Source organism: Streptomyces sp. WM4235 (assembly GCF_001279725.1).
Taxonomy (GTDB): Bacteria; Actinomycetota; Actinomycetes; order Streptomycetales; family Streptomycetaceae; genus Streptomyces.
Window position 1 is genome coordinate 36,840 of record NZ_LGDE01000215.1, and the last position, 14,714, is coordinate 51,553.

A 14,714-nucleotide genomic window follows, 5' to 3' on the forward strand; every position below is an offset into this window, starting at 1 on the left:
GGCACGTCCCGCCGTTCCCCTGCCGGGCGCACGCACGTGCACTGCGCACCGCGCAGAAGGGACCGCTGACGGCGATGCAGATCCGGCTGACCGTCCTCGGGTCGCGCAGCGGCCACCAGACCTCCGGCACGCCCGTCGGCTGCGACGTGCTCGTCACCGCGCCCCTCGGGACCGCGCTCGCCGCCGTCGCCTCCGGGCTCGCGGCCACCGTGGGCGGACCCGACACCGGGGGCACCGTCGTGCTGTACGCCGGTACGGAACGGCTCGACCTCCAGCGGCGGATCCTGGGCGAGCCGCCCCTGGTGGACGGGGCCGTCCTGGCCCTGCACGCGCCCGCCCCGGACGGGCTGCCCGCGCTGCCCGAGGACGGACCGGCCGCGCCCCAGCTCCACGTGGTCGCCGGTCCGGACGCGGGCGGGGTGCACCTGCTGCACCCCGGGGCGGTACGGATCGGACGCGCGGCCGACGCGGACGTGCCGCTGGACGACCCCGACGTGTCGCGGCTGCACTGCGCGGTGACGGTGATGTCGGACGGGCGGGTGGCGGTGGCCGACCTCGGCTCGACGAACGGCACGACCCTGGACGGCGCCCCCGTCGGAGCGCGGACGGTGCCACTGGTGCCGGGGGCGTTGCTGCGGATCGGCGAATCGACCCTCCGGCTCGCGGCCCGGGGCGCGTCGCCGGCGCTGCCCGTGGTGCCGGACCTGGAGGGTCACCTGTCCCTGCCGGGCACCGCCGGCGTCGCTGGCGGTCCCGGCACCGGTGTCGACGCCGGGATCGGGATCGGCACCGACGGCCCGGACGGTGTGAACGCGCCGTACGCGGGAGCACGGACGCCGGCCCACCACCCGGACCACCACCCCGCCCCGTTCCCCGGCGCCGGGCTCGCACCCGACCTCCCCGACCCCGACGCGACCGGCGGCGGGCAGGGCGCCGCCCCCGCGTTCGAACCCCGGCGGCGGGGCATCGGGGCGTGGGCGCGCAAGTGGGTACGGGGCGAGGACATCGCCGAGCCGGCCGCCGAGACCGAGCCGGCGCCGACCGCGCGCCCCGCCGCCGACGACCCCGCCACCCTGCTCCTCGCCGCCCTCGGGCCCACCGGGCGGCTCTGGTCCCGCCCGCCGGGCGCCCTCGACGTCGGGCTCGGCGCCGGCAGCCGGGTCGAACTCCGCGAGGCCGGGGCGCTGGGCATCGCCGGTCCGCGGGCCCGCCTCACCGGCGTGGCCCGGTCCGTGATCGCCCAGCTCGCCGGACTGCACGCGCCGGGCCGACTGGAGATCGTGCTGGTCTGCGCGGGTCGCGGCCGGGGCCTCCAGGAGCGGCGCGCCGACTGGGGCTGGCTCGGCTGGCTCCCGCACGTACGCCCCGCGCACGGCCAGGACTGCCGACTGCTCCTCGCGTTCGACCGCGACCAGGCCGCCGCCCGCACCGGCGAGCTGACCCGCCGGCTCGACGAGAGCCCGCTCGGCGCGGGTTGGGCGTCCGCCGGGCCGGAGGCGGTGCGCCGGGCGGCGAGCGCGTACGAGGGCCCGTACACGCTCCTCGTCCTCGACGGCGACCCCGGCGCGGGGCAGCTGCGCGACGTCACCGGACGGTTGGCCTCGCACGGGCCCGCCGCCGGGATCCATGTCCTGGCCCTCGCGGAGGCACCGGCCGCGACGCCGGCGAGCCCGGTCTCCGACACGTACGAGACGGCCTGCTCGGGCTCCCCCGCGTTCCGGGACTGTGGGGCGGTCGCCCTGCTCAGCGGTGATGTCGCCACCGCCGTACGGACCTTCGCGATCGTCGGCGGCAGACCGGTCCCGCCCGGCACGACCGCCGTGGCCGACGCCGTGTCCGCGGCGTGGGCGGAGCGGTTCGCCCGCGCCCTCGCCCCGCTGCGCGCGGAGTCCACCGGCGCCGAGGCCCAGCGGCCGGCGACCGCCTCGCTGCCGCAGACGGCGCGGCTCCTGGACGAGTTGGGTCTGGCGCGGGCCACCCCGGCGTCCCTGATGGCCCGTTGGGCGGCCGGCACGGAGCAGGGCCAGGGTGTCGGCGGGCTCGCCGAGGTGGTGCTCGGTACCGGCCGGCGCGGGGCGGTCGGGGCCGAGCTGGTCCACGACGGCCCCCACCTGCTGATCGAGGGGCCCGCCGGCAGCGGCCGGACCGAGCTTCTGCGCTCGGTGGCCGCCTCGCTGGCCGCCGCGGCCCGCCCCGACCGGCTGGGGCTCGTCCTGCTCGACGGCGCCGGCGGCGAGCGGGGTGACGGGCTGCTGCCCTGTACCGAGTTGCCGCACGTCTCGGCGCACCTCGTGGCCTCGGACCCGGTGCGGATGCGGGAGTTCGCGCAGGCGCTGGGCGCCGAGCTGAAGCGCCGGCACGAGCTGTTGGACGGGGTGCCGTTCAGCGAGTGGCACGCCCGGCGGGAGGTGTCCGACCGGATGGTCGCGCCCCGCCGGCCCACTCCCGGCGAGCTGAGCGGCGACCTCGACTCGCAGCGTTCGGGGACCCTGCGGCTGCGTTCCGCCGCCGCCCGTACCGATCCGGCGTCCGGCCCGGGGCCGCTGCCCCGGCTGGTGCTGCTGGTCGACGACTTCGACGCGCTGGTCGCGCCGGGCCTCGGCAGCACGGGCCGGCCCGCCGCCGGGTCGGTGGTCCGGATCCTGGAGGGGGTGGCCCGCGAGGGCGCCCGGCTCGGGGTGCACCTGGTCGCCACCACCGCCCGCCCGGACCGCACGGCCGACACCGAACTGTCCCGCCTCGCCAAGCTGCGGGTCGAGCTGGACGCCCCGGACCAGCCCGGCCCCGGACGCGGTGTGCTCCGGTACGCGGACGGTCGGACGGTTCCTTTCCAGGGCGGCCGGGTCACCGGTCGGATCCCGCGGACGGCGACGTCGAGGCCGACCGTGGTCCCGGTGGAGTGGGAGCGGATGGGTGATCCGCCGGCCCGCCGCCCGGTCCGTGAGCTGGGCAACGGGCCCACCGACCTGGCGCTGTTGGCCAGCGCCCTGGAACGGGCGTCGCGCCTGGTCTCGGCGACGCCGGTGCGGTTCCCGGCCGCCCCGTAGTCACCCGTCCGCCCCGCCGGCACCGCGCGCGACGGGCTCCCCGGGCCGCCCGCGCACGCCGGTTCCCGGCCCCCGCACGCCCCGACGCGGTATTGCGGGGGTGCGCGGGTCGGCGTAGACCTTGTGGCACGGGACACACCATCAAGGCCGGACGGGCATCGGGGGCAGAACCATGCGCAGTCAGCAGGGAACCAGCCGTACGAAGAGCCGCAGGAAGCACCTCAGAAGCCGTACGAGGAGCCGCGCGTGGGCCGCGTTGCTCGCGGCGGGCGCGCTCGCGCTCACCGGGTGCGGCGGCGGGGACAAGAAGGAAGAGACGCCGTCCTCCGGCGAGGCGCCGACCGGGCCCCGGGTGGAATTACCCCGTCTGGCCGGGGAGAAGCTGGAGGTCGCGGCGGTCTGGACGGGTCCGGAACAAGCCAACTTCACGAAGGTGTTGAAGGAGTTCGAGAAGCGGACCGGCGCCACCGTGACGTTCGTCCCGGCGCAGGATCCGATCGTCACCTTCCTCGGTACGAAGATCGCGGGCGGCGCCCCGCCGGACGTGGCCCTGCTCCCCCAGGTCGGGGCGCTGGTGTCCGCGGTGGAGAAGAAGTGGGCGCAGCCGGTGGGTCCGGAGGCGAAGGCCCAGCTGGACAAGAACTACTCGGACGGGTGGAAGAAGCTCGGAGCGGTAGACGGCGCCCAGTACGGCGTGTATTACAAGGCGGCCAACAAGTCGCTGATCTGGTACAACGCCAAGGCCTTCGAGGCAGCGGGCGTGCAGCCCCCGAAGACCTGGAAGGAACTGTTGACGGCGGCCGACACGCTGTCCGCCTCCGGCACCCCGGCGGTGTCGGTGGCCGGCGCGGACGGCTGGACGTTGACGGACTGGTTCGAGAACGTCTACCTCTCCCAGGCCGGCCCGGAGCTGTACGACAAGCTGGCGAAGCACGAGATCAAGTGGACGGACGACAGCGTCAAGCGGGCGCTGACGACCCTCGGTGAGCTGTTCGGCCGCAAGGACTTCCTGGCGGGCGGGCCGAGCGGGGCCCTGTCCACGGAGTTCCCGAAGTCGGTGACGCAGACCTTCACCGGTGGCGACCGGCCGGCGGCGGCGATGGTCTTCGAGGGCGACTTCGTGGCGGTGAACATCGCGCAGACCGGGGCGAAGGTCGGCGAGGACGCCCTGGTGTTCCCCTTCCCCGCGGTCGGCGACAAGGCCCCGGTGGTCTCGGGTGGTGACGTGGCGGTCGCGCTGAAGCCCTCGAAGGGCGCGCAGGCGCTGCTGACGTTCCTGGCGTCGGCGGACGCCGCGGAGATCCAGGCCCGCGAGGGCGGTTTCGTCTCCCCGAACAAGTCGGTGAATCCGGCCGCCTACCCGAACGCCATCCAGCGCGACATCGCGAAGGCCTTGATCGCGGCCGGCGACGACTTCCGCTTCGACCTGTCGGACCAGGCTCCGGCGGCCTTCGGCGGGACCCCGGGCGCGGGCGAGTGGAAGCACCTCCAGGACTTCCTGGCGAACCCGGCGGACGTGGCGGGCACCCAGGCGAAACTGGAGAGTGACGCGGCCAAGGCGTACGGGAACTGACCGGTGGCCACCAAAATCGCCACCGCGGCCGCGGTCGTCGCCGCGACGGGCGGCGCCGGGCGCAGGGGTTCCGCGGAGGCCCGACGCCGCCGGCTGATCGCGGCGGCGTTCCTCCTCCCGGCCCTGCTGCTGCTCGGCGCGCTCGTCGTGCACCCGATCGGCTATTCGGTCTACCGCAGTTTCTTCGACCGCTCCGGCGACACCTTCGTGGGGGGCGGCAACTACCGGGAGATACTGAGCGACGACACGATCCGCACCGCCCTGGGGAACACCGCGATCTGGGTGGTGCTGGCCCCCACGACGGCCACCGCCCTCGGGCTGATCTTCGCGGTGCTCACCGAACGGGTCCGTTGGGGGACGGCGTTCAAGCTGCTCGTGTTCATGCCGATGGCGATCTCGATGCTGGCGGCGGGCATCATCTTCCGGCTCGTGTACGACCACGACCCCGACCGGGGCGTGGCCAACGCGGTGTGGGTGGGGGTGCACGACACCTTCGCGGAGGCCTCGGCGTTCCCGAAGGCCCGCCCGGGCCGGGACTCCCCGCTGGCGCCGGCCGAGGGGGGCGGGTACGTGACGCGCGATCCCGTACGGGCGGGTGTGCCGGCGCTGCTCCCGCTGGTCGGGGTGGCCCCGGAGGCGCTGCCCGAGGGCACCCGGGCCGCGCGGCCCGCCGCCGCCGAGCCCGGCAAGGTCACCGGGACCGCCTGGCAGGACTTCACCCGGGGTGGGGGTGGTCGGACGAACGCGGTGGACCCGACCGAGTCGGCGTTCGCCGGGATGCGGATCGAGGCGGTGAAGGACGGCGCGGTGGTCGACTCGGCGTCGGCCCGCGCCGACGGCACGTTCACCCTGTCCGAGCGGGCCGACGGGGCGCTGCTGCGGCTGCCCGCCTCGAACTTCCGGGAGGCCTACGCGGGGGTCCAGTGGCTGGGTCCGGCGCTGGTGACCCCGGCGATCATCGGCGCGTACGTGTGGATGTGGGCCGGTTTCGCGATGGTGTTGATCGGGGCCGGGTTGGCGGCCGTACCGCGTGAGCTGCTGGAGGCGGCGCGGGTGGACGGGGCGAGCGAGTGGCAGGTGTTCCGGCGGATCACCGTCCCGCTGTTGGCGCCCGTCCTGGCGGTGGTCATGGTCACGCTGGTCATCAACGTGATGAAGGTCTTCGACCTGGTCTTCGTGATCGCGCCGGGCGCGGTCCAGGACGACGCGAACGTGCTCGCGTTCCAGCTGTACCGCACCTCTTTCGGCACCAACGCCGACCCGGGGCTGGGCAGCGCCATCGCCGTGCTGCTGTTGGTGCTGGTGGTGCCGGTGATGCTCTACAACATTCGCCGGATGCGCCGGGAGGCCCGCCGATGAGCGCACAGTCCCTCGCCTCCCGTGCGGCCGGCGGGGTGCTGCGGGTCTTCCTGATCCTCGCCGGCCTGTTCTGGCTGGTGCCCACCCTCGGGCTGCTGATCTCCTCCTTCCTCTCCCCCACCGGCCTCAACGAGGGCGGCTGGTGGCAGGCGCTGAGCGCGCCGTCGCGGCTGACCGCCGACAACTACGCACGACTGCTGGCCGACGACACGATCACCGGCTCGCTGCTGAGCACCGTCGCGATTGCCGTTCCGGCGACGCTGCTCGTCCTCGTGTTGGGGGCGTTCGCCGGGTACGCCTTCGCCTGGTTGGAGTTCCCGGGTCGGGACTGGTTGTTCCTGATCGTGGTGGGGCTGCTGGTGGTCCCCGTCCAGGTGGCCCTGATCCCGGTGTCGGAACTCTTCGGCGCGATCGGCCTGTTCGAGACCACGGCCGGGGTGGTGCTGTTCCACACGGCCTTCGGGCTGCCGTTCGCGGTGTTCCTGTTGCGGAACTTCTTCGCGGAGATCCCGCGCGAGCTGTTGGAGGCGGCCCGTCTCGACGGGGCGGGTGAACTGCGGCTGTTCGCACGGGTGGTGCTGCCGCTCGGCGGTCCGGCCATCGCCTCGCTCGGCATCTTCCAGTTCCTGTGGGTGTGGAACGACATGCTGGTGGCGCTGGTCTTCGCGGACTCGGCGAACCCGCCGATCACGGTGGCGCTCCAACAGCAGGTGCGCCAGTTCGGGAACAACATCGACGTGCTGGCGCCCGGCGCGTTCCTGTCGATGCTGGTGCCTCTGGTGGTCTTCTTCGCCTTCCAACGGCAGTTCGTCTCGGGGGTGATGGCCGGGGCGATCAAATGACCGGGCCGCGATCACGGGGCCGGTCCGCGATCACCGACCGGCGTGGGTGTCGGGGCGGCAGGGCGTCGGGGCGGGCCTGTGGCCGTAGGGGCGACGGAGGCTAGGCGGTGAGGCCCGCGACGACCGAGCGGGCCAGCTCGTCGAGGTACGGTCCCGCCACGGGTTCGCGTACGACGACCTGACGCCAGTACAGCGGCCCGATCGCCAGGTCGAGGGCCCTCGACGGGTCGGTTCCGGCGGCCAGTTCGCCCCGTGCGACGGCCTCGGAGACGATCCCCTCCGCCATCCGCCGCTCCCCTTCCAGGAGGGCTCCGCGCACGGCGTCCGCGAGCTCCGGGTTGCGTGCCGCCTCGACGAGCAGGTCGGGGATCACGGCGGAGGCGACCGGGTGGCTCAGCAGGTGGGACATGACCTCCAGCAGGGCTCGTACGTCGCCGTACAGGGAGCCCGTCGCCGGCGCGGGCAGCCCGTCCACGGCGAAGGCGGCCACGAGGTCCAGGACCAGGTGGAGCTTGGACTTCCACCGCCGGTAGACGGCGGTCTTGCCGACGCCGGCCCGGCGGGCGACGGCCTCGATGGACATCCGGGCGAAGCCGACCGCCGCGAGTTCCTCCAGCACGGCCGCCCGGATCGCCTCGGTGACGTCCTCGCGCAGTACGGCGGCCCCGGCGGGGGCCCGGCGGGCGGGGGCGGCGGCGGGCTCGGTGGTCATGCGGAGAGCATAGCCGCGCACACCGGCACCCGCACGTCACGACGATACGGTTGCGTTCCGACGCCCAACGTCCTAGCCTCGCCGTAGCGACGATACGGTCCCGTTCCGTCGTCGTCCGAGTCCGAACCCCTCGAAAGCGCGCCCCGTGAACAGCGCACCCGCGAACAGCGCGCCCCGTCGAAAGCGACCCCCGTGACCGCGACCCCCGTGACCCACCACACCGCCTCGCCGGCGGAGCTGGCGGCGGCCCACGGCCTGACCGTGAGCGGCGCCCGCCCCTCCCTCCCCCGCTACGTCGCGGAGCTCTGGGGTCGGCGCCACTTCGTGACGGCCCACGCCACCGCCCGGATGCACGCCACGTACAGCACGGCCCGGCTCGGGCAGGTCTGGCACCTCGTGACCCCCCTGCTGAACGCGGCCGTCTATTACCTGATCTTCGGCATCGTGATGAAGGCCCGCCACGGCGTGCCCGACTACCTGCCGTTCCTGCTCACCGGCGTCTTCGTCTGGGACTTCATCGGCAGCTCCGTCAACGCCGGCACCCGCGCCGTGCACGGCAACCTCGGCCTGGTCCGCGCCCTGCACTTCCCGCGCGCGAGCCTGCCCGTCTCCACCGTCGTCCAGCTCTTCCAACAACTCCTCGTCACCATGGGCGCGCTGGTCGTGCTGCTCCTGGCCTTCGGGCAGACCCCCGGCCCGGCCTGGCTCCTGGCCGTGCCCGCCCTCGTCCTGATGGCCGTCTTCTGCACCGGCTGCGCCCTGGTCATGGCCCGCGTCGGCGCCAAGAACCCGGACGTCAGCCAGCTGATGCCGTTCGTCCTGCGCACGTGGATGTACTCCTCGGGCGTGATGTGGTCCATCGACCAGATGCTCGGCAAGGACCACCTGCCGCACTGGGTCGAGACGGCCCTGAAACTCAACCCCGCCGCCCTCTACATCGACCTCGTGCGCTTCGCCCTGATCGACGGCTTCAAGGCCGCGTCGCTCCCGCACCACGTCTGGCCCATCGCGATCGGCTGGGCCCTGCTCGCCGGCGTCGGCGGGTTCGTCTACTTCTGGAAGGCAGAGGAGGAGTACGGCCGTGGCTGACCCCACCCTCCCGACCCGCACCACACCCATCCCCGGAGCCCCGACTCCCGACACCCGCGTCCCGACCGTCATCGCGGACGAAGTCCACGTCGTCTACAAGGTCCACGGCGCCGGCGGCCCCAAGGGCGGCGCGGTCGCCGCCCTCGGCCGGATCCTCTCCCGCCGGGCCGTCCCCGCCGTCCGCGAGGTGCACGCCGTCCGGGGCGTCAGCTTCACCGCGTACCGGGGCGAGGCCATCGGTCTCATCGGCACCAACGGCTCGGGAAAGTCCACCCTGCTCAAGGCCATCGCCGGCCTCCAGCCGGTGACGAGCGGCGCCGTCTACTCGCACGGGCAGCCGTCCCTGCTCGGGGTGAACGCCGCCATGATGAACGACCTGACCGGCGAGCGGAACGTGGTCCTCGGCGGCCTCGCGATGGGCATGACCCGGCAGCGGATCCGCGAGCGCTACCAGGACATCGTCGACTTCTCCGGGATCAACGAACGGCAGGACTTCATCTCCCTGCCGATGCGCACCTACTCCTCCGGCATGGGCGCCAGGCTGCGGTTCTCCATCGCCGCCGCCAAGGACCACGACGTGCTGATGATCGACGAGGCCCTGGCCACCGGGGACGCCGGGTTCCAGCGCCGCAGCCAGGCCCGCATCGAGGAACTGCGCGAGCGGGCCGGCACCGTCTTCCTCGTCAGCCACGGCATCGGCACGATCCGCGCCACCTGCGACCGGGCCATCTGGCTGGAATCGGGCGTGCTGCGCATGGACGGCCCGTCCGCCGAGGTCTGCGACGCGTACGAGGCCTTCACCCGGACGAAGTGAGCCCACCGACGCCGAAGGGGCGCCCGGGCCGGTGAGAACCGGCCCGGGCGCCCCTGTCGGGCATTCGTCTAGACGTGCGTCCGCAGCAGGGAACGCATGGTCCGCATCGCGACGGACAGGTTCGCCAGGTCGAAGTCGTCCGAGCCCCGGATCTCCTCCAGGGTCGTCCGCGCACGCCCGATGATCGCCGCGTTCTTCTCCTCCCAGGCCTTGAAGCGCTCCTCGGGAGTCGACTCGCCGTTGCCCACCGCCAACACGTCGGCCGTCAGGGCCGCGTGCGCCGCGAACAGGTCCTCGCGGATGGAGGCGCGGGCCATCGACTGCCAGCGGTCGGACCGCGGCAGCTCGATGATCCGGTCCATCAGCCGGGTGATGTCCAGCCGGTCCGCGAGGTCGTAGTAGACCTCCGCGACGTCCAGCGGGTCGACGCCCGTACGGTCCGCGATGGCGACGATGTCGAGCGTCGGGAAGGCGGACGAGAAGCCGGCCACCTTCGCCGCCAGTTCCTCCGGCACACCCTCGCCGACCAGCTCGTCCATGATCGACCGGTACCAGTCCAGGTCCGCGCCGCGCACCAGCTTCGGCAGCTCGGCCCACACCCGCGCCACCCGCTCGCGGAACAGCTCGATGGTCTCGGTGATCTCCAGCGGCTGCGGCCGGTTGTTCAGCAGCCAACGGGTACCGCGCTCGACCAGGCGCCGCGAGTGCAGCCGCACCCGGGTCTGGACGTCGGCGGCGACCTTGTTGTCGAGGGCCTCGACCTCGTCCCACACGCCGGCCATGCCGAAGATCTCGCGGGCCGAGAGCTGCGCCCGGACGATCTCCTCCGTGGACGCGCCGGTCTCCTCCCGCAGACGGTGCAGGAAGGTCGTACCACCGGTGTTGACGGTGTCGTTGACCAGCAGCGTGGTGGTGATCTCCCGGCGCAGCGCGTGCGCGTCGATCTGCTCCGGGAACTTCGCGAGCAGGGCGCCCGGGAAGTACGCGTGGAGCAGACGGCGCAGGTACGGGTCGTCCGGCAGCCCGGTGGCGATCAGCTCGTCCGCCACCGTGATCTTCGTGTAGGCGAACAGGACGGCCAGCTCCGGCTGGGTCAGCCCCTTGCCGTTGCTCAGCAGCTCGCGGATCTGCCGGTCCGTGGGCAGGAACTCCAGCCCGCGGTTGAGCAGTCCGTCCCGCTCCAGGCGGCGCATGAAGCGCTGCTGGGCGTGGAGCAGGCTGGGCGCCTGGGCGGCGCCGTTGGCCAGGGCGGTGTTCTGCGCGTAGTTGTTGCGCAGCACCAGGTGGCCGACCTCGTCGGTCATCTCGGCCAGCAGCTTGTTGCGCTGCTTGACGGTCATGTCGCCGTCCGCGACGACCGCGTTCAGCAGGATCTTGATGTTCACCTCGTGGTCGGAGGTGTCCACGCCGGCGCTGTTGTCGATGGCATCGGTGTTGATCTTGCCGCCCTCGCCGCCGGCGCCGGTGCGGGCGAACTCGATGCGGCCGAGCTGGGTCAGACCCAGGTTGCCGCCCTCGCCGATGACCTGGGCGCGGACGTCCGAACCGTTGACGCGGATCGCGTCGTTGGCCTTGTCGCCGACGTCGGCGTGCGTCTCGGCGGTCGCCTTGACGTACGTGCCGATGCCGCCGTTCCACAGCAGGTCCACGGGGGCCTGGAGGATGGCCTGCATCAGGTCGGCCGGGGTCATCTTGGTGATGCCCGCCTCGATGCCGAGGGCCGCGCGGACCTGCGCGTTGACCGGGATGGCCTTGGCGGTGCGGGGGTGGATGCCACCGCCCGCGGACAGCAGCTCGGTCTTGTAGTCGGCCCACGAGGAGCGCGGCAGGTCGAACAGGCGCCGGCGCTCGGCGTAGGAGACGGCCGCGTCCGGGTTCGGGTCGATGAAGATGTGCCGGTGGTCGAAGGCGGCGACCAGGCGGATGTGCTCGGAGAGCAGCATCCCGTTGCCGAACACGTCACCGGACATGTCACCGACGCCGACGACCGTGAAGTCCTGGGTCTGGGTGTCGTGCCCGAGCTCACGGAAGTGCCGCTTGACGGACTCCCAGGCGCCGCGGGCGGTGATGCCCATGCCCTTGTGGTCGTAGCCGGCCGAGCCGCCCGAGGCGAAGGCGTCGCCCAGCCAGAAGCCGTAGGCCTCGGCGACCCCGTTGGCGATGTCGGAGAAGGTCGCGGTGCCCTTGTCGGCGGCGACGACGAGGTAGGTGTCGTCCTCGTCGTGGCGGACCACGCCCTTGGGCGGCACGACCTCGCCGGCGACCATGTTGTCGGTGATGTCGAGCAGCGCCGAGATGAAGATCTTGTACGAGGCGATGCCCTCGGCGAGCCACGCGTCGCGGTCCACCGACGGGTCGGGCAGGTTCTTGGCGACGAAGCCGCCCTTCGCGCCGACCGGCACGATCACGGTGTTCTTGACCATCTGCGCCTTGACCAGGCCGAGGATCTCCGTACGGAAGTCCTCACGCCGGTCGGACCAGCGCAGGCCGCCTCGGGCGACCTTGCCGAAGCGCAGGTGGACGCCCTCGACGCGCGGGGAGTAGACCCAGATCTCGAACGCCGGGCGGGGCGCCGGCAGGTCCGGGATGGCCTGCGGGTCGAACTTCATCGACACGTAGGCGTGCTGCTCGCCCGCGTCGTTCAACTGGAAGAAGTTCGTGCGCAGCGTCGCCTTGATGAGGGTGAGGAACGAGCGCAGGATGCGGTCCTCGTCGAGGGAGGCGACCTGGTCCAGGGCCCCGTCGAGTTCCTCCAGCATCGCGTCGATCAGCTCGGTGCCCGCGGCCTGTCGACCGGGCGACATCCGGGCCTCGAACAGCGAGACCAGCAGCCGGGTGGTGTGGACGTTGTTGCGGAGGGTGTCCTCCATGTAGTCCTGGCTGAAGGGCGAGACGGCCTGGCGCAGGTACTTCGCGTACGCGCGCAGGACCACGGCCTGCCGCCAGGTCAGCCCGGCGCTCAGCACCAGGGTGTTGAAGTTGTCGTTCTCCGCCTCGCCCTGCCAGACCGCCGCGAAGGCGTCCTGGAAGCGCTCGCGGGCGTCGTCGCCGAGGTGGGCGTCTCCGTTCCCGGAGTGGACGGGCATCCGCAGGCCGAAGTCGTAGATCCACGCGTTCGTCCGGTCGCTGCACCGCAGCTCGTACGGCCGCTCGTCGGTGACCTCGACGCCCAGGCGCTGGAGGACCGGCAGCACCGCGGACAGGGAGACCTGCTCGCCCTGGCGGTAGATCTTGAAGCGGCGTTCGCCGGGGCCCGCGCCCACGGGCTCGTACAGCGAGAGGTCGAAGTCGCTGTCCCCGGCGGACAGGCGCTCCAGCCGGACCAGGTCGGCGACGGCGGAGCGCGGCGAGTGGTCGGCCTTGTAGCCCTCGGGGAAGGAGCCCCCGTAGCGGCGCAGCAGTTCGGCGGCGCGCTCCTCGCCGGTCTCCGCGATGAGCGCCTCGCCGAAGCCGTCGGCCCAGGAGCGGGCCGCCTCGACCAGGCGGGCTTCGATGCGGTCCACGTCGGCGTCGGTCAGGACGGGCAGTTCCTTGCCCTGCGGGACGCGGACGACGAAGTGGATGCGGGAGAGAATCGATTCGGTGTTCCAGGCGGTGAAGTCGACGCTGGTGCCGTCGAGCTCCTCCTTGAGGATGTCGATCAGGCGCAGCCGGACGCCGGTGGTGTACCGGTCGCGCGGCAGGTAGACGAGCGCGGAGTAGTAGCGCCCGTACTCGTCCTGGCGCAGGTACAGCCGCAGCCGGCGGCGCTCCTGGAGGTACAGGACGGAGGTGACGATGGCCCGGAGCTGGTCGACGGGCGTCTGGAACAGCTCGTCGCGCGGGTAGGTCTCCAGGATCTGGAGCAGGTCGCGTCCGTCGTGGCTGGACGGCGCGAAGCCGGCGCCGTCGAGGACCTCGACGACCTTGCGGCGGATGACGGGGACCCGGCGCACCGACTCGGTGTACGCGGCGGAGGAGAACAGGCCGAGGAAGCGGCGCTCGCCGACGACGTTGCCGTCGGCGTCGAACTTCTTCACGCCGACGTAGTCGAGGTACGAGGGGCGGTGCACGGTCGAGCGGCTGTTGGCCTTGGTGAGGACGAGCAGGCGGTGCTCGCGGGCCTTGGCGCGCGCGTCGGCCGGCAGCCGGTTGAAGGACGGCGAGACGGGGTGGCCGTCCTCCTTGCCGCTGTGCAGCGGGTCGGAGCGCAGGATGCCGAGGCCGGTGCCGGGCACGGCGGAGAGGGAGTCCCCGTCGACCAGGTTGTACTCGCGGTAGCCGAGGAAGGTGAAGTGGTCGTCGGCGAGCCAGCGCAGCAGCTCGCGGGCCTCTTCGAGCTCGTACTCGCGCAGGTCGGGCGCGGTGGGCTCGTTCGGGAGTTCCTCCGCGATGCGCATGGCCGCGTCGCGCATCTTCTCCCAGTCCTCGACGGACTCGCGGACGTCGGACAGGACGCGCAGCAGGTCGGCGGTGATCTGCTTGAGGTCCGCCCGGTCGGTCTCGCGGTCGATCTCGACGTGGATCCAGGACTCGACGAGCGAGTCGTGGGGTCGGTCGGTCTTGGGCCCGTGCGCGTCGCAGTCGGGGCCGAGGATCTCGATCAGCTTGCCGGTGACGTCACGCCGCACGACGACCTGCGGGTGGATCACGACGTGGATGCCGCGTCCCTGGCGGGACAGCTCGTTGGTGACGCTGTCCACGAGGAACGGCATGTCGTCGGTGACCACCTCGACGACCGAGTGGCTGGAGGTCCAGCCGTTCTCCTCGACCGTGGGGGTGTGCACGCGGACGTTCGCGGTGCCCTGGGGGCGCTTCTCCGCGAGCCGGTAGTGCGAGAGCGCCGCGCCGAACACGTCGACCGGATCCCGGTCGGCGAGGTCCTCCGGCGCGGTGTGCAGGTAGTAGCGCTGGAGGTAGGACAGCGTCGTGCCCCGGTCGGGCCGCTCCCCTTGCTCGGACCCAGACGGAAGTAGCCCCCCGGCCGGGCTGTTCTCAGCTACCCGGGCCGCCCGTGAAAGCAGCTCGGCCTTTGCTTCGTCCAGCTTGGTCTGCATGTCCTCTGGCTCCTGTCGCGCGCCATTGCGTGACGTAGGTGAAGGAAGGAATGACATGGCGGCGCGACGCGGGCCGCGAGGCGGGATGTCCGTTCGGGATCGACGCCATGTCGTCGAGAAAGGCCACCGGAAGCGAATCGGCCAAGATCGGCACGTGGTTCCGGCAGCGGAGATCGGCGAAGGCCCGGGCACGTTCGTGCGCCGGGCGCGTGCCGGGGGCTTCAGTGCCCCCGAGGACTATC

General features: G+C 72.7%; 8 protein-coding genes. 6 read left to right on the forward strand and 2 right to left on the reverse strand.

What is annotated here, in order from left to right; all coding sequences use genetic code 11:
- Positions 1 to 74: 74 nt before the first annotated feature.
- From ADK55_RS16415 to ADK55_RS16430, 4 genes are all read left to right on the forward strand, one after another.
- On the forward strand, positions 75 to 3,047 hold the full coding sequence (locus tag ADK55_RS16415; RefSeq protein ID WP_053679408.1) for an FHA domain-containing protein: 2,973 nt from the start codon (positions 75 to 77) through the stop codon (positions 3,045 to 3,047).
- Between the two features lie 172 nt (positions 3,048 to 3,219).
- Positions 3,220 to 4,620, forward strand: coding sequence for an ABC transporter substrate-binding protein (locus tag ADK55_RS16420; RefSeq protein WP_078998992.1), 1,401 nt, complete (start codon positions 3,220 to 3,222; stop codon positions 4,618 to 4,620).
- 3 nt (positions 4,621 to 4,623) lie between these two features.
- On the forward strand, positions 4,624 to 5,979 hold the full coding sequence (locus tag ADK55_RS16425) for a carbohydrate ABC transporter permease (protein ID WP_053679411.1): 1,356 nt from the start codon (positions 4,624 to 4,626) through the stop codon (positions 5,977 to 5,979).
- Complete coding sequence (locus ADK55_RS16430) at positions 5,976 to 6,821, forward strand: carbohydrate ABC transporter permease (RefSeq protein WP_053679413.1); 846 nt, start codon at positions 5,976 to 5,978, stop codon at positions 6,819 to 6,821. The genes ADK55_RS16425 and ADK55_RS16430 overlap by 4 nt, the downstream gene beginning before the upstream one ends.
- 100 nt (positions 6,822 to 6,921) lie before the next feature.
- Here the strand turns inward: ADK55_RS16430 and ADK55_RS16435 are convergent, their stop codons facing one another.
- Positions 6,922 to 7,533, reverse strand: a complete 612-nt coding sequence (locus ADK55_RS16435; RefSeq protein WP_053679415.1) for a TetR/AcrR family transcriptional regulator — start codon at positions 7,531 to 7,533, stop codon at positions 6,922 to 6,924.
- Positions 7,534 to 7,725: 192 nt separating this feature from the next.
- Between ADK55_RS16435 and ADK55_RS16440 the strand changes: the two genes are divergently transcribed.
- Both ADK55_RS16440 and ADK55_RS16445 read left to right on the forward strand, forming a co-directional pair.
- Entirely contained in the window at positions 7,726 to 8,622 is an 897-nt protein-coding gene (locus ADK55_RS16440) for an ABC transporter permease (RefSeq protein ID WP_053679417.1), read from the forward strand.
- A gap of 28 nt (positions 8,623 to 8,650) precedes the next feature.
- Entirely contained in the window at positions 8,651 to 9,436 is a 786-nt protein-coding gene (locus ADK55_RS16445) for an ABC transporter ATP-binding protein (RefSeq protein ID WP_053679456.1), read from the forward strand.
- 68 nt (positions 9,437 to 9,504) lie between these two features.
- Here ADK55_RS16445 and ADK55_RS16450 read toward each other — a convergent pair whose 3' ends face one another.
- A complete protein-coding gene (locus ADK55_RS16450) occupies positions 9,505 to 14,472 on the reverse strand; it encodes an NAD-glutamate dehydrogenase (protein ID WP_053679419.1) in 4,968 nt (1,655 codons plus the stop codon).
- Positions 14,473 to 14,714 lie beyond the last annotated feature (242 nt).